The following is a 20,913-nucleotide window of genomic DNA, read 5'->3' as shown; positions in this document are numbered from 1 at the left end:
GCACCCCCATACTTTCTATTCTTTAATAATAGAAATAATATTATATTTTTTAATTGTTCTCATAATAATCCATGTTACCAAGAGTATAAGCATCATCAATAACAATGGACAAATGATGTATTCCATTACAGAATTGGTAATAAGGTGAACTTTCTTAACCCCAATTCCTGCTATACCTAGGGCAGCGTTAACAATCTTTTCTCCTAATAGATCAGTAAAGATAATTCCTGCCAAGATGCCCATTATTGAAACAAAACCTGTTTTTATCATGTACTGCTTACTTAAATCCTGTTCTGAAAACCCTATAGCTTTTAAAACTGCTATTTCAGATAAGTCTTTTGCAAAACGAAGCTTCAGAAACAAAACAGTAATAAGCATTACTAAACATGAGCCAATAATTATAATTGCAAAAACCATAGTCCTAAGCTGTTTTGAAACTCCACCCAGAGTCTGATTAATAAACTCCTCCATTGGATCTACCGTTACTCCTGTTCCAAGGATTTTTGTCCATTCATCCGCCTTATTTTCTACTTCTGAATTATCCTTGAGATTAATAGAAAATGAATATTTGTTAGCATCAAGATCTGAAAATCCATATTTTGACTTGGCTGTAATCCCACCACTGGTAACATCCTGATAGATTCCTGAAATTGCAAATTTCTGCTCTTTGTTATCAAATAAAAGTATAATTTCATCTCCAACCTCTTTCTCAATTTCATTGGCATTGAGATAAGAAATAGCAAGCTCATTTTCTCCTTCAGGAGCCTTGCCACTGATATACTGTAATCCATTTCCTGCGTTATCTCCACTGTCTATATCCAGATTTATAAGTATATTGTTAGAATTAGCAGCCTTGACTCGTATAGTTCGATATTCATAATAATCATTAATAGAATTATCCTTTTCCAAAAGCTCTTTTACATTATAATAGTTAATTTCAAGCTTTTCCCCATTTTCCACTTCAATCAAGATATCCTCCAGCGAACTTCCCATATAAGTGATGAATTCAGGTGCCTCAAAGGTATTCAACAGATTAACTGGAATCATAATCATCATTACAGCAATTAACACAACCACAAATACAATTATCCAGTTATTAAACTTATGGAAAATCTCACGCATACTCATTAGCCAGTTAACAGAAAGTCTCTTGTTTTTGTGCAATCCGTCCTTTATAGAGCCTTTCTCTTTTTCAAACCCCTTTCCACTAACTAAAGCATCAACAACTGTAAGATTTTTAATTTTCTTCAATACTTTTTTACAATAATAATTTATAAGAAGAAAAACTAGACAAGCAACTGCAAGTGACAATATCACTGCCAAAGGAGATGTTTTTATATTTCCAAATGTAGTACTAATATGCTTTGTAAATACGCCACTACTTAGCAATGCTATTATATATCCTGCTATTACACCTATAATAGCTAGTACCCGATACTTGCTAAGATATAAGTCTCTTATATCAGCAAAGGTCAGACCTATGGCCTTCATTGTGCCGATTTCACTGACTTCTTCCTCCAGAGCAGCCATAATTGTAAACTTTATACAAATAAAGGAAACAATAATTAAAAACAGGCTTACCAGAAGCAAAACAAATACTGTAACGATATCAGTCATAGCACTAAGTAAAAAAATCATTGTGTAGGTTACTGCCTGACCATTCTGCGGAAGTCCTGCATTCTCATAGGAGGTTTGGAAAAGTGAAGCTTCATTTGTATTTGAGAAATAAGCTTCTATAAGATATTCATGCTCTCCTACCTTACCTGAAAGCTTTTCAAAATCTTCATCGCTTATGAGCATTCTCGTAGATGATGCCATTGTGGAATTCATCTGAGAATCTAAAACAAATTCTTTAATCACAAACTCAGCTCTGACATCATGATCGATCAAAATAAGGCTGTCACCGATTTCAATATCATACATTCCCTTCAATATTATTGGAATGCCTATTTCCCCTTCATAAAGGGTTATTTTTTTATGTTCAGAATTTAAGAGTAAATCCTTGGCTTCATTCTGCTTTACAAGACCAATATCAAGACGACAATCAGAAAGATCATAAGAATCCTCCTTTCCAACAACAATAAGATTTTCTCCGTAGACATTAATCATTGTGACTATTTGACTATAAGTCACCAATTCATTTTCTGATATAAACTTGTTTATTTGCTCATGATTGAGTTCTCCTTTGTGCATCTGAAGGAAATGAGGCGGCTGCGCCGTCTTATATAATCCAGAAATAGATGTAAAGGTTTTAACTGCCATTAACATAGACAAAACTGCAATACTTGCCGAAAACATCATAAACAAAAGCAATGCAATATTAATAACTTTATTTCTTACAAAATCATTTTTAACCATTGACCATTTCATTTACCTACTCCTTTCCTGTTCGGTTTTTTACCTACTTATCTAAATTTATCCGTAGTTCTGCATAAATAACTGCATAAAAGAGTCTTCTGGAACATCCAGCATTTTCTCAAGCATGGAAATTATTGCTGCCATTACCTTCATCTGCGAATCAGCATCTAGTTCAAAAATACCTTCATCTGTTAAAGATAATGATGATGCCAGAAAAATCTGCATGTACTCCAGAGGATATCTACAGTTCCATACCTTATTTGCAATTCCTTCTTCAATAATCTTTACTAAAATAGGCGCCATAGTCGTAACCATTTGATTTAAGACTTTCTGATGCAATAAAGCATTTTCAACTTTATGTATATCATCTAGCATATTATCATCAATCTGGCTTGTAATCCTCATTGCCATAAATGCCCTCAAGAGTTTTTCTTCTTGACTAATATTATTCATCTTAAGTATTTCATTAGCTCTACTGACTACAATGTCTTTGTACCTAAGCACAATTTCATCTAAAACTTCTTCTTTTGATTTAAAATAATGATAAAAAGTACCCTTTGCAATGCCCACCCCTTTGAGTATGTCATTAACAGTACATTTATCATATCCCTTCATATAAAACAGCCTTTCAGCAGTATCTAGAATTTCATTTCTTCTCTCATCATATTCTTTAATAATTCTCATTTTGTCACTCCATTCTGTTTTATCGACCGACTGCCGGTCTATAATTAGTATATTATACCACTTTATATCTGTCAATCTTTTTTAAAAATTATATGTAACTAATTTTGCTATTTTACATTTTGGAAAAATCTAAATCATGAAGTATGAAAAATTAAACCCCCACTTATATTAATTATAAATGGGGGCCTTGATTATTATTTCAAAACAAATCCATATTTTACTGGATCTTCTTCATCTATTACAAAATGGTTGAATCCGGTTATAAAAGCAGAGCCTGTTATTTCAGGTATTATGGCGTCAAATTCACCAACTTTGCATTCTTCCAAGACTCTACCTTTAAATTTAGTATTGATTATACTTTCATATACGAAGGCTTCATCAATACCTAGTTCTCCCTTGGCATACAAGGTTGCCATTTTAGCGCTTGTACCTGTTCCACAAGGGGATCTATCAGCTTGACCATCTCCAAATATTACTACATTTTGATAATTTGCATCCTCACTCTTGGGATTTCCATAAACTTCTACTAAATCAACAGTATTAATATGAGATTGAGTTGGATGTTGTACTTGGATTTCTTTATTAATGATATCCCTTAGTTTCATAGCTCTTTCGATTATTATATTCAAATTCTTTGTATCAATATCTACCTTTAATTCAGTATCTCTCACTATGGCAAAGAAACTGCCTCCAAAAGAAATATCAAACTTCACTATACCCAAATCAGCTACTTCCACTTCAATATCCTTTTTATATAAAAATGAAGGAACATTGACTACTGAAACTTCCTTAGCTCTTCCCTTTTCAACCTTTACCTTAGCTTTAACTAATCCAGCTGGAGCTTCCAATACAATATTTGTAATTGGCTCTGTCACTTCTACCATTCCGGTCTCTACTGCTACTGTAGCTGCACCAATACTTCCGTGCCCACACATATTTAAGTATCCTCCACCATCCATGAATATTATTCCCAAATCTGCCTCTGGCACAGTAGTAGCAGTTATAATGGAGCCAAACATATCATTATGTCCTCTTGGTTCATGCATTACAGCTGTTCTAAGGTAGTCCATATGATTTACTAAATACTCCTTTTTTTCAGGCATGGTCTTCCCCGGTATAGTTGGTACTCCGCCTATTATGATCCTAGTTGGTTCTCCCATTGTATGGGAGTCCACAGCATGTATACTTTTAGTAAAATTCATAGCCATCCTCCTCAATAATAAATATATTGTCTTTCAATATTTATACCTTTGCAACATATTCATATGGAAGAGGTACTATCTTACCAGGTGAATCGATTTCTACTAGCTTCAATAATGAATCCTTACAGATATTATATTGCATTTCTATATTATTCGGAGCTCCTGCGTTTGCTCCCATTGGTACTAGTGGAGCAACTGCTCTAGGAGTACCACTTTGTCTTACTACTGGAGGAAGAGCAGCTATTATTATGGTTGGTATACCTGCTTCCTCAATCGCTCTCTGCACAATCACGGCAGAGCGGTGGCAAGTACCTCACCCAGCAGTCATCAAGACAGCATCTACTCCCTCTTCTTTCAATATCCTTGCAATCTCAGGACCTGTTTCATTTTTAAACTTTTCTTGGTTTCCTCCACCACCCATAAATCCTATATGTACAGGAGCAATGGATTTTATAAAACCATCTTTTGCAAGTTCATGTAGTCTATCTATTGGAAACATACAGTTAATATCTTTGTTAACATCTCCATTATCGTATCCACCATGAGATACCATCAATTCCTTAGATGGAGTTGTGTCTCTAACTTCTCTAAATGAAAAGTCTCCTGCTAAATTAAATCTTTTATCCTTCTTTTCGTGAACACCAGCTGCTGTAACCAGAGCAATAACCATATCCTTTAAATCTTTAGTTACAGGAGTCCATACTGGAGGGGGTGTAATTGGTACAAATATCTCTGATTGTAATCCCTTTACTACCGTCAAGCTCATTATTATACCTCCTTATTTCTTTTTTTATCTATATTACTTACATATTTATCATTTGCTACTGGACTCAAGACTTCTACATAGCTCATATTAAGCCCTACTTCTTGCCCTATCTCTAGAGGGTAATCAGTAATTAATAGTCTCATTGGGATTTTTAAATATCCCATTCTTCCCTTAAAATCTATACCTACTGCACCATCACTTATTTCAACGATAATTCCTTCTAAATACCTTGTTTCATCTATATATTTCATATCAACACCTGACTTAGCTTATTTTAGCTATATTTTTCCTTTCTCTTCTCGCTCATTGGAAGTGAAGTTTCATTATCTGGTCTATTGATTTTCTCACCTGTAGCCTTTTCAATTAACTCCAAATTACTTTCTTTTACCTTAGGATTCCAACTTCTCTCTGGAGCAGCAACTTCTTCTCCAGCCATTGCAGCCTTTAACATGGCTAAGATTCTGATTCCATCATCTTTTGTTAAAGTATTACATGAAAGTATTTCATTTTCAATTCCTGCTTCAGTTTTATTAAGGTCTACCATATGAGTCATATATTGATTGCCAACTACCAATGCTCCTTGAACTGCGCAGAAAGATGTACCTACTACTGAAATTCCCCTCATACCTATTTGTTCAATATGACTAGCAAAATCAATATGATTGTTTCCAAATCCTTCAGTGGTGACTACTGCTCCATCCACATCCATAGCTTCAACTGTCATTCCAACTCTTTCAGACACATAGAATTTTTCAGAATTGATTTGAGGACTACCAACTAATACAATGCCACATAAATCTATTTCTTCATCTCTTAAGGCTTCTATTACAAGAGGTTCTCTCCAGTAATGTCTTGAACATTCCTTAGTAGCTGGTCCAATGCAAGTAAGAGCATGTATAGCCCCATCAAGTATTTCCAATGGTGAACAAACTATTGGTACATTGCCAAGGTCAACATTTGGTTTTGCTCCTAATATCCCTACTGGTTCCATTGGCAGTATTAAGTTATCATGCATTGCACCTTGACCCATGATTTCTTTAACTATGACAATCTTTTTCTTACCTGGTCTTCTTGTTTGAACAAACTCTTCTTCTTCCACTACTAAAGAATCATCTAGTTTCTTCAATGCCTCTCTAATCTCTTGTGTAATGAAATCTGTAGCTTTGTGAGCTGCAAGAGGTCCTGGTCTTTCCATATTAGTATGTTCTTTAATAACTACTTCTGTCTTTATGAATATTTCTCCCTTTTCAGGAGCACCAGCTCTTCCCCACATAATATTCTCTTCAAGAATACCTTCTGATGAACCAAATTCACCGATCTGAACTCCATTTTCATCTGTACCTGTTACCATTATAATAACGCCATCAAGTACCCTAGTTACTCCTGTACCTAATTTGCTACCCTCTTCTTTTGTAGCTATAGGCTGAACATCCATTATAGTTTCTGAATACTGATTATATTTATCAGGAGTAATTAGCTCAACTTTTATTTTCTTAACTAGTTTATCTACCTTTATTGCATCTTCTCCGATATTTTCTCTAATATATAAAGTAGTTCCTTCGATTTTAGTTTCAGGTCCAAATTTAACTTCATTTATTTGGAAATGTTTTTTAACAAGTCTTCTAAGTACTTTTTCAGGAGCTGGTTTAACTATTTCTGCTACTGCCTCTGATTTATTGCTTACTGTATTAACTGCCATTGTTTGTGAAGGTGGAACATATCCTCCCAATGGAACTTCAATATCAATACCCTTGCCTTCAGCTATTTTTATCCTTAGGACTCCACCTTGTATCATTCCTGTAGCTGCATTTTCTTCTGCTTTTTCTATAGGAGCCACATAGCCTTCCAGCATATCTGCTGTAATAGGTGTAAGAGCTGCTAGATCTTTGTTAAGCTTTGCTCCAAGGACTTCTCCCCTTGTCATTACTTCTTCCTTAAGATTAATAAGAAGTGAGTCCTCTAACTTTTCAAAGTTCATTGGGTTTTCTAAATCAGCTGCCTTAATTACATGACCGGCTTTCATATTAAATTTTAAAACTGCCTTTTTATCAGAATCCTCAAGTTTTTCTTCTTTTATATTACCTGACTCTTGGACTATTAGACCCTCTACTATATCTGATGTTATAGGGTTTAATGAATCTATGGTCTTGGTAAGCTTAGCTCCTATAACTTGTCCTATCTTTACAACATTTGCTGGTATGGAAAGCAAGCCAGAATCTATAAGGTCTGGAAAAATCCCTGGGTCTTCAAGATGGTCTGCTGATATTATAGTACCTGCTTCTGTTCTACAGCATACTACTGCAAATTCATTATTAAGTTTTTGTGCTTGTTCAGCGCTTATTGACATATTCTATACCTCCTTAATAAAATCTTATTCTGCTATTTTTCTTCCATAGGAAGTCTTCTCGTTAACTCATGATCAACTGTTCTAAATATATGGTCTGTATGGTGATATACTGCTAGGTCCATATCTGGAGCACAGCACATTACAGTATTTGTACAGTCACTGCAATTGGATACTAAAACTCTTTTAGCACCATTTTTCTTAAGGTCCATTATTCCTTGAACTTGTCCAGGACAGTCCCCTGGGGTTAAGCATTTATTTGCTCCCCTTACTTCTACAATATTTTTACATTTTGTTACAGCTACAACTTTTGATTTCATTTTAGCAGCTATATCTCTAAGTCTATTTTCATCTGCACCACAGGCACAAACTAGAAGTCCTATTGGTCCAACATATTCTGGCAATGGAATAGTAACTATAGCTCCACCAGATATTTTAGTCACCACGGATTTGTGAATATCTCCTGCTTTACCTGTATATGGTCCTCCTATTACTACTTCCCCAAATTCTCCATCTATTCCTCCACATTCTTCGATTAAACTGCTTATTGGAGTTCCAATAGGTACTTGGAAAAAAACAGTAGCTTCTTTACCATTCTTTAATTTGCCTCCTACTGTAATATCCTTATCTATGACAGGCTTTAGGTCCTCAACTGCACGAGTTAAATTTCCTAAGGTCTCTCCATTCATGACTACTACATTGGCCTCAATTGGTAATTGTTCAGGCGTAAGCCAGTTGCCAAATATTTCATGAATTATTGCTCTTTCTTCTCCCATAGGGTACATATCCCTTAATTCCTTTACTTCCACATCTATTGCATCACCAAGAGCCTTATTTAGGGAATCTATGGCAGTCTTATTTTTTGCTTTTATAGCTATATATCCCTTTGGAGCTTTTGTTGCTTCCATAGCATATCTTACACCTTTTATAACTAATTCAGGATTTTCTTCTAGCAATCTTATATTGTGACTTAATATTGGCTCACACTCTACACAGTTTGCAATTACATAGCCATCTGGTATCTGTGATTTTAGCTTTATATGAGCTGGAAAGCCTGCTCCACCAGCACCAACTATACCTGCCTCAAAGGCCATATCTGCGATATTATCACTCTTTTTTATCTTTATATAATCCTGCTTATCCGTAATATTTCCTTCAATTTCTATAGCTTCTTCTGTTATGTTTTTAACTATCCCAGACACAGATGCGTGTAACTTTGCTCCTAGTCCGTTAGGTTCAGCTATACACTGACCTCGTAATACTTCATCTCCTACTATTACATTTGGTAGGCATGGTGGACCTACATGTTGCTTTAGTGGAATTACATATAACCCCATTCTCTTTCCTCCTTAGCTATGTATAAAATATTTTACTAACCATCAACTATATTTATAATGCAAGTTTTATGCCATAAGTGTCTACTCAATTATATCGGGTATTTCACTGCATTGCATCTTTTGTTGCAATAAAAAAATCTAATATATGACAGATACCTGACACCAGTAAGTATATATTAGATTTATATATTTTTAGTTGATATAGATTTTATTTATCAAGAATTGGCTATTTGCAAAGTTTGTTAAAAATAATATTTACTTTCTGATCTTTTCCTATAGAACTATTTCAAAAGTCACTGTCAGTTTTTTGGATTTTATGCGTCAACTAATTGACATTAGGTTGAAGTATTGAAATAATCCTATTTTCTACCCTTCCTTCATCTAATCCATATAACTGGTTAAATTATATAGATTCAATTTATAATATAGAGTTGATCTTTTAATTTTTAATAGCTCAGCTGCTTGAACCTTATTTCCTTTTGTGGCCAACAATGCATCTATAATTATGTTTTTTTCAAAATCATCTACTGCTTTCTTTAAATCAAAGTCATTGTTGATATCCATACCTATAAAGGTAGTAGGATTACTTGTATTGACTATGCCTATAGGTAAGTCTTCAATCTCTATTGAGTTATTCTTTGATAAGATCACTAGTCTCTCGATGGTGTTCTTTAATTCTCTAATATTTCCTTTCCAATGATAATCAGATAATATCTTCATTGCATCGGGGGATATATTCATTTCACCCTTCTTATTCTTCTCTGAAAACTCCAAGATGAAATCATTTATAAGCGCTGGAATATCTTCCTTTCTTTCTCTCAATGGAGGTATAAGTATAGAAACTACATTTAATCTATAATATAAATCTTCTCTAAATTTTCCTTCATCCATAAGCTGATGTAAGTCTTTATTTGTTGCAGCGATAATCCTTGCATCTACTTTTATAGGCTTTCCTCCACCTACTCTAATTACTATTCCATCTTGCAAGACTCTAAGCAATTTGGCTTGCATGATTAAAGGCATATCTCCTATTTCATCTAAAAACAAGGTCCCACCATTAGCTAACTCAAATTTCCCTGGTCTTCCTTTTTTATAAGCCCCTGTAAAAGCTCCTTCAACATAGCCAAATAATTCTGATTCCAAAAGATTTGACGGAATTGCACTACAGTTCACTGGAATAAAATTTCCCTTTCTGTCACTCTCTTGATGGATTGCCCTTGAAAACACTTCTTTTCCAGTTCCACTTTCACCAGTGATTAGTACAGATGCATCTGTTCTGGCTACTTGCTTAGCTATGATCATTGCATCTACCAAGGCTTTAGACTTTCCAATAATCTTTCCAAAAAAATACTTATCTTGAGTAATTTCTTTCATCTGTTGTTCTAAGATTTCCACCTTAGTCTTTTCTTTCTCTAGCTCCATATATAAATTTGTAATCTCATTGAAATCTCTATCTGTAGATACTGCACCTATCAACTCACCATTATATATAAGTGGTGTTGCAGATAGTAAAATATCAGATTCATTTTTAGGCTTATGTTTTATATTTTCAAAGGTTTTTTTCTCCCTTAAAACTTTAAGTAACAGAGCATTGGGAAAAAACTTTTCAATATGATAACCTACGATTTCTTCTGCTTTTATGCCATATAATCTCTCAGAGCTGGCATTCCAAAATGTCACAATACCAGAAGTATTTATAACACAAACAGCTTCATGAAGATTACCTAATATTAATCTTAATTGAAGCTCTATTTGACTATTTCCAATGCTTTCAAAATCTTTATTAAAGTCTTTTGTCACTTTACCACCTACTTAATTTTTCTTCTCTATATTTAAAACTATTTTATCATATTTCAGCTATTAATGTGTGAATTTAGTCTACTAAAATAATATTTATTTCACTATTTAAAGATTGCTTAGTTCAATGTTTAAGGTTAAAATATATATGAATATTGAATATGGAGGCGAGGACATTTGAATAAGTTTATATTTACTGGTGGACTATTGATAAATGGTACTGGAGAAGTCATAGAAAACTCTATGGTAGTTGTAGAAGATAAAAAAATTAAATATGCTGGACCTATTACTGATACAAAGTTTGATGGTGAAGTAATTGATATAACTGGAAAGACTATTATGCCAGGCTTAATTGATTCACATCTTCATTTTAGTGGAAACTTAAGTGATAATGATAGTGAGTGGGTACTGGAACCTGTTACTCAAAAAACCATAGTTGCTGTAGCACAAGCTAAAGAAGCATTGGAACATGGGTTAACAACTGTTGGAGAAATTTCTCGCTCTGGGATACATATTAGAAATATGATTGAACAAGGTATTATCTCTGGACCTAGAGTTGTTACAACTGGTCTCGGATTCTGTAGAACTGCAGGCCATGGTGATTCTCATAAATTGCCTTTAGAATATAACAATGACTCACATCCATGGGCAGAAAGAGTAGACGGTCCTTGGGAACTTAGAAAAGCTATTAGAAAAAGACTCCGTGAAAATCCAGATGCTGTTAAAATTTGGTCTACAGGAGGAGGAATATGGAAGTATGATGCTAAAGCTGCTACTCATTATTCAATGGAAGAAATTCAAGCAGTAGTTGATGAGTGCAATATGGTAGGAATCCCTGTATGGTCCCATGCAGAAGGTTATGAGGGTGCTTTAAACTCCTGTAAAACAGGTGTATCTTCTATTATACATGGTCAGGAATTAAATGAAGAATGCCTTGAAATAATGAAGGAAAAGGATATTACCTTCTGCCCTACTTTGCAATTCTTCTTTGAATGGTTTACAGTCTATGAGCCGCCTTATAGACCTATACACGATAAATATCCAGGCAATACAACTGCTGAAAAAGAATTAAATCGTATAATTGATAACTTGCAAAATGCAAATAAAAAAGGAATTCGTATCACTGTAGGATCAGATTCCTTCTGTAGTAGTTTAACTCCTTATGGAAAATATGCTATAACAGAAATGTATGCCTTAAATAAAGCTGGTTTATCAGAAATGGAAGTAATATTAGCTGCAACTAAAAATGGTGCAGAAATGTTGAAAGTAGATAATATTACCGGAACATTAGAAGAAGGTAAATTCGCTGATATAATCGTCCTTAAGGATAACCCTCTTCTTGATATTCATAATATTTCTGTTGAAAAAATGGAAGTAATTATGAAGGAAGGACAATTTGTAAGAAATTTAATTAAATAGATATACAAAAAACAGCTTTATAGGAGCCACTGAAAATTCGTTATAATAATACTTTTTCAGTTGTATCCTATATAGGCTGTTTTTTTATTGTCATCATGCTTTTTCTACTAGATGTTTCCAATACCTCATTGGCATACATCTTTTTTGTAGTTTAGGATTTATTTTTGTTTCTATGGCTATGGATTTAAAGTATGCCTTCCATAGCTGTTGATACTCTTCTTCTTCCTCCTTTAATAGCAAATCATCTTTGATTTTTATATCCTGAATAATCCACTCCTTGCCATTGTAAAGTGCACCTATTCCCCTTTTCACATCATGAATAACCCAATTTTCGTTGGTCATCCTAGATACAAAATAGGGTGCAATAAGACCTACAATATTGTGGTCTGGTTCTATGGAGGAATAAAACAGTCCATTTTCCAACTGTTTAAATCTTACAAGTCCAAGCATTCTATGTCTTTCACCGCTAACTTTTCTATATATATTATCCATTTTCAACACAATATCATTGCTTAGATTCAAATCCACCTGGGGCCCAAATTTGAAGCCTAGCCTAATATATTCAAGTATAATTCTTCCATGTCTTGGTAGTTCTGATAAATAACTGTAGAAAACCCTCCTTAGGCTTTCTTCGGATATTTTATCCTCTATGGCCTTATATACTTTAGTAGCCTTCTCCATTTCTGTGGCTATAAATACTCTTCTTATTAAGAAATTTTCTTCCATACTATCCTCAGCTACTATATCGTCAATATCTTCCTCCCTATAATAGGCTTCATATATTGATGTCAACAAACCATCAAAGCTACCATCATAAATATATTGAATCATTATAACTGACCTCCTATTTGAATATATTTATCCTCTAAGGATACCTTATCGAATAGAGATAGTTGGTGATGGTTTTTTTCCATGGGAATTTTTTCAACTATTTGATTTCTAATTATTTCACTATCCATACTCTTTATACCATAATATTTTCCCTTACAGGTAATGAAATATTGGGCTCTTTTCAATACTATTCCTAATTTCTTTAAATCATAAAAATCTATTGATGTAAATCTTCTAGCTTGGATAATCTTCATTGCTGATTTCACTCCAATACCTGGTACCCTAAGCAAAGTGTCGTAGTCAGCCTTATTTATTTCCACTGGGAATAATTGAATATTGCGAAGAGCCCAATCACATTTTGGATCTAAGGCTAAATCAAAGTCAGGTTTCTCTTCATCTAATAGTTCCTTTGCTTGAAATCCATAAAATCTAAGTAGCCAGTCTGCTTGATAAAGTCTATTCTCCCTTACAAGGGGAGGGGATTTTAATACTGGCAATTTTGGATTATTGGATACTGGTATAAAGGCAGAATAATATACTCTTTTTAGATTATATGAATTATATAGGCCCTCTGAAAGCCTGAGTATCTTTAAATCATGGTCTTGGGTTGCTCCTACTATTAATTGTGTAGTCTGGCCTGCTGGGACAAATTTGGGACTGGAACGAAATATCTTTCTTTCCTCTGTGGATTGCATGATTCCTGTCTTTATTAATTTCATTGGTGTAAATATGCTTTCTTTATTCTTATGAGGTGCTAGGAGCTTCAATCCTTCCTCTGTGGGTAACTCAATATTTACGCTCATTCTGTCCACATATTTACCTACTTTATCAACTATTTCCTTATCTGCACCAGGTATTGCCTTTGTATGTATATATCCATTGAACTTTTCTTCTTCTCTAAGCTTTTGTACTACTTTGAGAAGTAACTCCATAGTATAATTGGGAGATTTAAAGACTGCTGCACTTAAAAATAATCCTTCAATATAATTTCTCTTGTAGAAATTCATAGTTAAATCAACTATCTCATCTGGTGTAAAAGTAGCTCTAGGTAAATCATTAGATGATCTATTAACACAATATACACAATCATATATACAGTAATTGGTCATGAGAATCTTTAATAAGGATATACATCGTCCATCATCGGCCCAACTATGGCATATACCAGAAGAGCTTGCTATACCTAGGCCATCTTTAGTATTCTTTCTATCGCTACCTGATGATGAACAAGATACATCATATTTTGCTGCATCAGACAGTATCTTTAATTTTTCTAAAATATCCATACTTGCACCCCAATTCAAGATTATAGGAAAATTATAACATAAGTAAATACACAAATCAAACATATGTTTGATTTGTGCCAGACTTTTTTATTTTAAGGATAAATTGACAAGTTATAATAATTATTATAAAATATTTTTCATGGCTCGAAATATATAGCCTATAGTTTATCAAGTTAATTAGGAGGTAAAATATGGCGAAGTTTAAGGAATTATTTGCCCCAAAAGACTTAACTGAGGGTACACCTTGGAAGAGAATCACTGAATTTACAATCCCTCTATTAATCGGCAATATAGCTCAGCAATTTTATAATACTGCTGATTCTATTATTGTTGGTAAATATGTAGGCGATAATGCCCTTGCTGCAGTTGGTAGTGCATCTCCTATATTAAACCTCTTGCTTGTTCTATTTGTTGGAATCTCTACAGGTGCAAGCATAATGGTAGCTCAATATTTTGGAGCTAAGGATAGGAAAAAGTTGTCCCATACTATTGGTGTATGTATATCACTTACGGCTATAGCTTCAATAATTATTATGATTCTAGGCCCAATAGTTGCCAGACCCTTACTTACTATTCTCAAGACACCACAAAGCATTATAGATTGGTGTGCAGACTATCTAGTTATTTTCTTCGTAGGTATTGCAGGATTTGCTTACTATAATATTTTTGCTGGTGTTCTCCGTGGACTTGGTGATTCTTTATCAGCACTTATATTTTTACTTATTTCAACGGTTTTGAATGTGGCCCTTGATATTTGGTTTGTTGCTGGCTTTAACATGGGTGTTGCTGGAGTAGCATTGGCAACTGTTATTGCACAAGGAGTATCAGCTATATTATGTCTTGTAAAACTATTTAGAATGAAAGATAACTTTGATCTAAACTGGTCAGTACTTAAATTAGATAAAGAGTTTTCACTAAGACTTATAAAACTAGGATTACCATCAGGCTTAACACAGGCAATATTTTCCCTCGCTATGATAGTTGTCCAATCACTAACAAATAGCTTTGGCGAAATGGTTATAGCTTGCAATGTAATAGTTATGCGTGTAGATGGATTTGCCATGATGCCTAATTTTTCTTTTGGAAATGCAATGACAACCTATACTGGGCAAAATATTGGTGCTCATAAAATCGATAGAGTTAAGCAAGGCGCTAAAGATGGTACTTTAATTGCCATGGGAGTATCTACTGTAATAACAATCTGTATTTTAATTTTCGGTAGATATTTAATAGGCATCTTTACAGATACTACGGAATTAATTGATTTGAGTATGAGAATGTTGAGAATTCTCGCTGTAGGTTATATTGCAATGGCTGTAACTCAAAGTTTAGCTGGTGTTATGAGAGGGGCAGGAGATACATTAACTCCTATGTGGATTTCCCTTATTACTACTGTTGTCATTAGAGTACCTGTTGCTTACACTCTTGCTTATTTAACAAGAAGTGATCTTTATCCTACTGGAAGGCCTGAATCAACCTTTATTTCTCTATTGGTTTCTTGGACCCTAGGATCCATTATAACTACTATCTTTTATAGAAAAGGAAAATGGACTAAAAAAGGATTAATAGATTAAGTATAAAAATCTTCAAGATATCTTAATTAATATAAAAATAACTAAAGCCCTAAAGCTTTAGTTATTTTTTATTTATCTTTATATTTATATTTTAGTTTCCAGCTAATACTGCCTTTGCAGCATGCTCTCCAGCTAAACGACCACTTGTCAATGCAAACTGAACTGCACTTCCTGACATATATACTTGGTTGTATAGTACTTTATTTGCTACTTCTCCACCTGCGTATAGATTGTTAATTACGGAACCATCTGCCTTTAAGACTTGATAGTTTTCATTAGTTTTTACGCCACCAAAAGTACCCATAGTCTTAGGATAAAATTTTACTGCATAATATGATCCTGTTTCAACTGGAACTATCATTGCTTGTGGTTTACCAAAAGCATCATTTCCTGTTTTAGCTCCTTCATTGAAAGCTTTCATAGTATTAACTAAATTCGCTTCTGATACTCCCATTGCTTTAGCTAGCTCTTCAAAAGTTTCACCTGTAGCAATTTCATCATTTGGTAATAGTCCTTTTAAGGCTTCAGCATGTTTTGCATTTCCTTCGCTTGAATCTATTAACATCCAAACTTGTTCTTGCTCAGACACTTTGTTTGTTACAATTGCATAATGGCTAGATTCATTCATGAATCTTTCACCTTTTTCATTGATTAGAACCTTAGTGCTATCCCACTCAATACCTCTTAGCTCTTGAACCTTGCTTCCCATTCCAAGACCAATTACCCAAGCTTCTTCATATAAAGCAGCACCTAGTTTTTCAGCCATTATAATACCATCTCCTGTACTGCCTACAGAAGCAGCACTCATAGCAGCTGTTCCAGCCATTTGAGGCACTAAACGCTCTAATAGCTCTTCGTTCTTAGCAAATCCACCTGTAGCTAAGATTACCTTTTTAGCATTTATTTTTATTCTTCCTTCTGGACCTTCAGCAATAACTCCAATTACATTTCCACTATCATCTGTTAATAAATCAGTAGCTGGAGTTTCTGTAAGAATTTGTACTCCTTCAGCGCTAATAAACTTTTCAATATTGTTAGTTACATCAGCTCCACCTTTTTCAGGAAAATGCAAACGAGCTACAGGGTCAAATCCAAATCCTTCAATCTTTGTATATGCATGTTTTATATAATCCACTAACCAATGTGTAGTTACTATTGCTTCATCCATGAAAGTATCTACTACATCATAATCAGGATATTTACCATTAGGATTGCTAGTACTTTGTCTTTCTTTCCACAAACTCATCCAAGATTCTTTGGAATCTTCAATGCCTAATTCCTTTTGGAAACGAGTACCAGTTGCAGAAATACCACCACCTGATAATGCAGTAGAACCACCTACTGTTGCCAGCTTCTCTAATACAATAACATCAGCACCATGTTCATGAGCTGAAGCAGCTGCAGCAAGACCAGTTCCTCCCCCACCTATTACAACTACATCTGTTGACATTTCAGTCTCAGTTTTATTATCATCTTTTTTATCAGTAGCTAGCTTAAGGGAATCTACATTTCCACCTGCTTGCTTAACGCAATCCTCTACAGCTAAAAGTATAGCATTAGATGTATTTGTAGCACCTGCTATTACATCAACAGCTAGGGTTTGATTCTCTACAATTTCTGTAGGAATACGATCAATAGGTGCATTACTAATTCCATCTGTTTCAGCATGTTCTAAGACTTTTACTGATACTATTGAATTTTCATCAAATACTACTTCCACCTTTACATCTCCATTGTTTCCTTTTCCAACACCTGTATAGCTACCTGCTTTATAAGTACCTGATCCATTTGGTACTTCATTTGTAGTTTCTTTTGCACAAGCAGCTAAGCTTATCATAAGTACAAAGCACAGTAGCAAAGTAATTGATTTTTTCCAATTAAATTTCATACTTAATCCTCCTTTTTAGTTTGTTATTAAACTAACAATATACTGTAATCACATTATATATTCTCGCCATAGGCCTATGTCAACTTTGTATTTACCATTAAATTAAGCAAAGCATCAAAAAATCTGGGGTATACCCAAGACTTCCGATGCTTTGTAATAGCGACTTATTGTTTTTTATTTCTCCTTTTTTTGTCCAGCATAAATAGTGCAATATAGTTCCTTATCCTTTATATCTAAATTATAAGGATTATTCTCAATTATTGGTCCAATAGTTTCAACTTCTGTTCTAATATAGTCTAAATCATCCAATTTCTCCAGTAATTTATCTCTATTATAATACTCTCTAGTTTCTATAGGCAGACTATAATAATCCTTTGACTTTATGTCAAAATACGGATAAATTCCTACTAAGATTCCCTCCTTCTTTAACAAAGGTGAATAGACTTTAGGCAAGAATTTTTTATTTAATAGCCCATAATTTTTAGTCATCCAATGATCAATTATTAAATCAAGTGATGAGTTTACAATTGGTAATCTATCAATATCACAGCAAAAGAAGATAAAATTATTATGATTAAATTCTAATTCCAAGTTATTTTTCAACTTAGCTATTCTATTTATATCATTATCTACTAGAATATATCTAGCATCATTTGGCAAATAGTTAATATATTGCATTAAGAAATTACCAACACAATTTTCTATTTCTAAAATGTACTTCGGTCCTTTACTATATTTTTCAATATTTTCTATTAGCATAGCCATTCCATCATAATAAAAGTTGATGAACTTATGGGAAGCTGCATCTAAATACTCCTTCTTGGAAGGCATTGCTTTGCCATTCATAGTCTTTTCCCTTACAGCACTTTCTTCTATGTAAATACCATTCTCAATAATAGCAGTATAGTCACATACACACCTAACATTTGCATCTATAATCATATTCTTTTCTATGGTCCCATTGTATATATTTAATATTCCTTTACAATCAGGACAGCATAATATATCCATAGAAGCCATTGGTAAACCCAAATTTTCTTTTCCTTCTGCTTTTGCTGCTTTAAATTTAATTATTCTATTATTTAATTCGTGATCTATTTCCTTGAATCTTTGCTGTTCTTTTTCAATTTGCTCTCGCTTATTTTCTAATACTGAAATGCAATATTTCCTATATTCCTCTGTTTGTTCACCCACTAGCCTTCGGAAACATAGTATCTCTTGAATTTGCTGTAAAGAAAAATCTAACTGTTTCAGCTCCATAATCTTTTCAATCTCTTTGCTATCTGATTCTGTAAATCTATAATGAGCCCCCACCTTTTTAGTCACTAAAAGGCCCATATCTAAGTAATGTCTAATAGTATCTTGAGTTACCTTGTGTTTTTTAGCAAAATCACTAATTCTAATTTTAATCAACTCCCTTGTGCCTACAATATTTATAGCTCACAGAAATTAATAATCTCTCTTCTATATTTATTATGTATTATACCATATTGTTGTCCTTAAATCCGTATTTCTAATTCTATGACAAATTGACAAAATTTATGATTTTCGATATTATTGTCTTTATATAATAATCTTAATTTATAGATATTAATGCAAGTGAAAAATATATGTCAGGTTTTAGGAAAGGATAATTAAAATGAAAAAAATTATATTAAGTGCTGATAGCACATGCGATTTGAATCATGAATTAACCCAGCATTATAATATCATCCGTTGCCCTTATGCCATTCTTCTAGATGGTAAGAGTTACAAAGATAATGTAGATATTGCACCTAATGATATCTTCAATACATATTATGAGAAGAAAATATTGCCAACAACTTCAGCCATAAATGTAGCAGAGTATTACAATTATTTTAAACCTTTTGTGGATGAAGGTTATGAAATAGTACATATCAATCTAAGCAGCTCACTTACTAGTGGATATAATAATTGTTGTTTAGCAGCAAATGAACTTAAGGGAGTTTATCCAATAGATTCACAAAACCTTTCTACTGGATCTGGACTTTTAGTATTAAAGGCTGCAGATTTAATAGAAAAGGGACTTTCTGCAAAAGAAATTAGTGATGAGCTACAGGGTCATAGAGGAAAAATACATATGAGTTTCGTACTAGACACTTTGGATTTTTTATATGCTGGTGGTCGTTGTTCAAAGATTTCATCCCTTGGATCAAACTTATTGAAAATAAAGCCTGTCATTAATGTAGATAACGGATCTGGTTCTATGAATGTAGGAAATAAATATAGAGGAACCTTGGATAAGGTTATAGTCAAATATATCAAAGACAAACTCTCGGAATATACTAACATTAACGAGGATTATATGTTTTTAGTCCATTCTGGAATAGATTCTAGCTATATTGACCTTGCAAAAAAGACAATACTAGAATGCACAAATTTCAAAGAAATTTATGTAACTATGGCAAGTTGTACGATATCCTGTCATTGTGGACCAAACACTCTAGGTATAGCCTTTGAAACAAAGTAATTTAAAAAGATGATGATTCCCTTCAAATGGAAATCATCATCTTTTTCTAAATAAGAAAATCTTTACTAAAACATTCCTGCAAATCCTGCTATCAATACTATAACTGCAAATATCATTCTATATATGGCAAATATCTTCATAGGCTTTTTCTTTAAATAAGAAATAAACTTATTTATTACGATTAAAGCTACTATAAAGGATACAATAAATCCTACAGCTAAAGAAATAATCTCTGCCAAAGTAAGGACACCTATTCCCCCAATTTTTAATATCTTTAAAAAGCTCATACCTACCATTACGGGAATTGCTAAAAAGAAAGAAAACTCAGCAGCAGCCACAGTTGAAAGTCCTGATACCCATCCACCTATTATTGTAGAAGCAGATCTGGACATCCCTGGGATTATAGCTAAACATTGAAACAGACCAACTATTATTGCTTGCTTGGCAGTAACATTTAATTCTTTACTCTTTATTTTATTGCTTCTAAATCTCTTTTCAGCATACATCATCCATATACCACCAAAGAATAAGGTTATTGCAATAGGAATAGGGCTAAATAGGTATTTGTCCGCTAAATCATCTAGCAATATCCCAAAAACACCTCCAGGAATACAAGCAATAAATATCATAAACCAAAACTTAAATCCGGATTTTTCATATCCTACTTTTTGTGGAAAGAAATTTAGAAGAGTATCTTTTATTTTCTTCCAATATAGAATAATTACTGCTAATATAGCTCCTAATTGTATTACATATGTATACATTTCCACATATTTAGGGGTTGTTACCTCAAACTTTAATAAGTTTTGAAAAATAACTAAATGCCCCGTTGAAGAAACTGGCAAAAATTCTGTTAAACCTTCTACAATACCCAATATCGCTGATTTTATAATTAAAAAAATAGTATCCACTAATTTGCCCCCTTATATCATATTA

The 20,913-nt window shown here is 33.5% G+C and carries 16 protein-coding genes; 3 read left to right on the top strand and 13 right to left on the bottom strand.

What is annotated here, in order from left to right; translation table 11 throughout:
• Nucleotides 1-15: 15 nt before the first annotated feature.
• The 8 genes from RIN63_RS01800 to RIN63_RS01765 all read right to left on the bottom strand — a co-directional run bounded on the left by RIN63_RS01800 (nucleotide 16) and on the right by RIN63_RS01765 (nucleotide 10,491).
• Entirely contained in the window at nucleotides 16-2,370 is a 2,355-nt protein-coding gene (locus RIN63_RS01800; protein WP_310442942.1) for an FtsX-like permease family protein, read from the bottom strand.
• 45 nt (nucleotides 2,371-2,415) lie between these two features.
• A complete protein-coding gene (locus RIN63_RS01795) occupies nucleotides 2,416-3,042 on the bottom strand; it encodes a TetR/AcrR family transcriptional regulator (protein ID WP_310442941.1) in 627 nt (208 codons plus the stop codon).
• A 194-nt stretch (nucleotides 3,043-3,236) separates the two neighbouring features.
• Nucleotides 3,237-4,244 (bottom strand): proline racemase, encoded by a 1,008-nt coding sequence (locus tag RIN63_RS01790; RefSeq protein ID WP_310442940.1) that lies wholly within the window; start codon nucleotides 4,242-4,244, stop codon nucleotides 3,237-3,239.
• A 40-nt stretch (nucleotides 4,245-4,284) separates the two neighbouring features.
• Entirely contained in the window at nucleotides 4,285-5,010 is a 726-nt protein-coding gene (gene prdB / locus RIN63_RS01785; protein ID WP_310442939.1) for a D-proline reductase (dithiol) protein PrdB, read from the bottom strand.
• Nucleotides 5,011-5,012: 2 nt separating this feature from the next.
• Nucleotides 5,013-5,261 (bottom strand): CBO2463/CBO2479 domain-containing protein, encoded by a 249-nt coding sequence (locus RIN63_RS01780; RefSeq protein ID WP_310442938.1) that lies wholly within the window; start codon nucleotides 5,259-5,261, stop codon nucleotides 5,013-5,015.
• A 23-nt stretch (nucleotides 5,262-5,284) separates the two neighbouring features.
• Entirely contained in the window at nucleotides 5,285-7,357 is a 2,073-nt protein-coding gene (gene prdA, locus RIN63_RS01775; protein WP_310442937.1) for a D-proline reductase (dithiol) proprotein PrdA, read from the bottom strand.
• 32 nt (nucleotides 7,358-7,389) lie between these two features.
• Nucleotides 7,390-8,691: a proline reductase-associated electron transfer protein PrdC gene (prdC, locus tag RIN63_RS01770; RefSeq protein WP_310442936.1), complete on the bottom strand. Its 1,302-nt coding sequence runs from the start codon at nucleotides 8,689-8,691 to the stop codon at nucleotides 7,390-7,392.
• Nucleotides 8,692-9,072: 381 nt separating this feature from the next.
• Nucleotides 9,073-10,491: a sigma 54-interacting transcriptional regulator gene (locus tag RIN63_RS01765; RefSeq protein ID WP_310442935.1), complete on the bottom strand. Its 1,419-nt coding sequence runs from the start codon at nucleotides 10,489-10,491 to the stop codon at nucleotides 9,073-9,075.
• A 174-nt stretch (nucleotides 10,492-10,665) separates the two neighbouring features.
• Here RIN63_RS01765 and RIN63_RS01760 point away from each other — a divergent pair, with 174 nt between their 5' ends.
• Complete coding sequence (locus tag RIN63_RS01760; RefSeq protein ID WP_310442934.1) at nucleotides 10,666-11,907, top strand: amidohydrolase family protein; 1,242 nt, start codon at nucleotides 10,666-10,668, stop codon at nucleotides 11,905-11,907.
• 93 nt (nucleotides 11,908-12,000) lie between these two features.
• On the opposite strand, the gene RIN63_RS01755 is transcribed toward RIN63_RS01760, so the two are convergent.
• Both RIN63_RS01755 and RIN63_RS01750 read right to left on the bottom strand, forming a co-directional pair.
• Complete coding sequence (locus RIN63_RS01755) at nucleotides 12,001-12,738, bottom strand: TIGR03915 family putative DNA repair protein (protein ID WP_310442933.1); 738 nt, start codon at nucleotides 12,736-12,738, stop codon at nucleotides 12,001-12,003.
• Nucleotides 12,738-14,024 (bottom strand): putative DNA modification/repair radical SAM protein, encoded by a 1,287-nt coding sequence (locus RIN63_RS01750; RefSeq protein ID WP_310442932.1) that lies wholly within the window; start codon nucleotides 14,022-14,024, stop codon nucleotides 12,738-12,740. Before RIN63_RS01750 ends, RIN63_RS01755 begins: the two co-directional genes overlap by 1 nt.
• A gap of 191 nt (nucleotides 14,025-14,215) precedes the next feature.
• Between RIN63_RS01750 and RIN63_RS01745 the strand changes: the two genes are divergently transcribed.
• A complete protein-coding gene (locus RIN63_RS01745) occupies nucleotides 14,216-15,598 on the top strand; it encodes an MATE family efflux transporter (RefSeq protein WP_310442931.1) in 1,383 nt (460 codons plus the stop codon).
• A gap of 91 nt (nucleotides 15,599-15,689) precedes the next feature.
• Here the strand turns inward: RIN63_RS01745 and RIN63_RS01740 are convergent, their stop codons facing one another.
• Complete coding sequence (locus tag RIN63_RS01740; protein ID WP_310442930.1) at nucleotides 15,690-17,486, bottom strand: FAD-dependent oxidoreductase; 1,797 nt, start codon at nucleotides 17,484-17,486, stop codon at nucleotides 15,690-15,692.
• A gap of 174 nt (nucleotides 17,487-17,660) precedes the next feature.
• The gene (locus RIN63_RS01735) at nucleotides 17,661-18,899 is read right to left on the bottom strand and encodes a MerR family transcriptional regulator (protein ID WP_310442929.1); all 1,239 of its coding nucleotides are present in this window, start codon (nucleotides 18,897-18,899) and stop codon (nucleotides 17,661-17,663) included.
• Nucleotides 18,900-19,125: 226 nt separating this feature from the next.
• Between RIN63_RS01735 and RIN63_RS01730 the strand changes: the two genes are divergently transcribed.
• Entirely contained in the window at nucleotides 19,126-19,977 is an 852-nt protein-coding gene (locus RIN63_RS01730; protein ID WP_310442928.1) for a DegV family protein, read from the top strand.
• A gap of 65 nt (nucleotides 19,978-20,042) precedes the next feature.
• On the opposite strand, the gene RIN63_RS01725 is transcribed toward RIN63_RS01730, so the two are convergent.
• Nucleotides 20,043-20,888 (bottom strand): undecaprenyl-diphosphate phosphatase, encoded by an 846-nt coding sequence (locus tag RIN63_RS01725; RefSeq protein ID WP_310442927.1) that lies wholly within the window; start codon nucleotides 20,886-20,888, stop codon nucleotides 20,043-20,045.
• Between the last annotated feature and the right edge of the window lie 25 nt (nucleotides 20,889-20,913).

The organism is Tissierella sp. (assembly GCF_031460495.1).
Classification (GTDB): Bacteria; Bacillota; Clostridia; order Tissierellales; family Tissierellaceae; genus JAVKTS01.
This window is presented reverse-complemented; position numbering and strand designations above follow the sequence as displayed.

Excerpts from the sequence above, each read along its gene's own strand:
- RIN63_RS01800 (WP_310442942.1), bottom strand. The coding sequence starts at position 2,370 with ATGAAATGGTCAATGGTTAAAAATGATTTTGTAAGAAATAAAGTTATT.
- RIN63_RS01745 (WP_310442931.1), top strand. The coding sequence starts at position 14,216 with ATGGCGAAGTTTAAGGAATTATTTGCCCCAAAAGACTTAACTGAGGGT.
- RIN63_RS01730 (WP_310442928.1), top strand. The coding sequence starts at position 19,126 with ATGAAAAAAATTATATTAAGTGCTGATAGCACATGCGATTTGAATCAT.
- prdC (WP_310442936.1), bottom strand. The coding sequence starts at position 8,691 with ATGGGGTTATATGTAATTCCACTAAAGCAACATGTAGGTCCACCATGC.
- RIN63_RS01750 (WP_310442932.1), bottom strand. The coding sequence starts at position 14,024 with ATGGATATTTTAGAAAAATTAAAGATACTGTCTGATGCAGCAAAATAT.
- prdA (WP_310442937.1), bottom strand. The coding sequence starts at position 7,357 with ATGTCAATAAGCGCTGAACAAGCACAAAAACTTAATAATGAATTTGCA.
- RIN63_RS01755 (WP_310442933.1), bottom strand. The coding sequence starts at position 12,738 with ATGATTCAATATATTTATGATGGTAGCTTTGATGGTTTGTTGACATCA.
- RIN63_RS01795 (WP_310442941.1), bottom strand. The coding sequence starts at position 3,042 with ATGAGAATTATTAAAGAATATGATGAGAGAAGAAATGAAATTCTAGAT.
- RIN63_RS01790 (WP_310442940.1), bottom strand. The coding sequence starts at position 4,244 with ATGAATTTTACTAAAAGTATACATGCTGTGGACTCCCATACAATGGGA.
- RIN63_RS01780 (WP_310442938.1), bottom strand. The coding sequence starts at position 5,261 with ATGAAATATATAGATGAAACAAGGTATTTAGAAGGAATTATCGTTGAA.
- RIN63_RS01740 (WP_310442930.1), bottom strand. The coding sequence starts at position 17,486 with ATGAAATTTAATTGGAAAAAATCAATTACTTTGCTACTGTGCTTTGTA.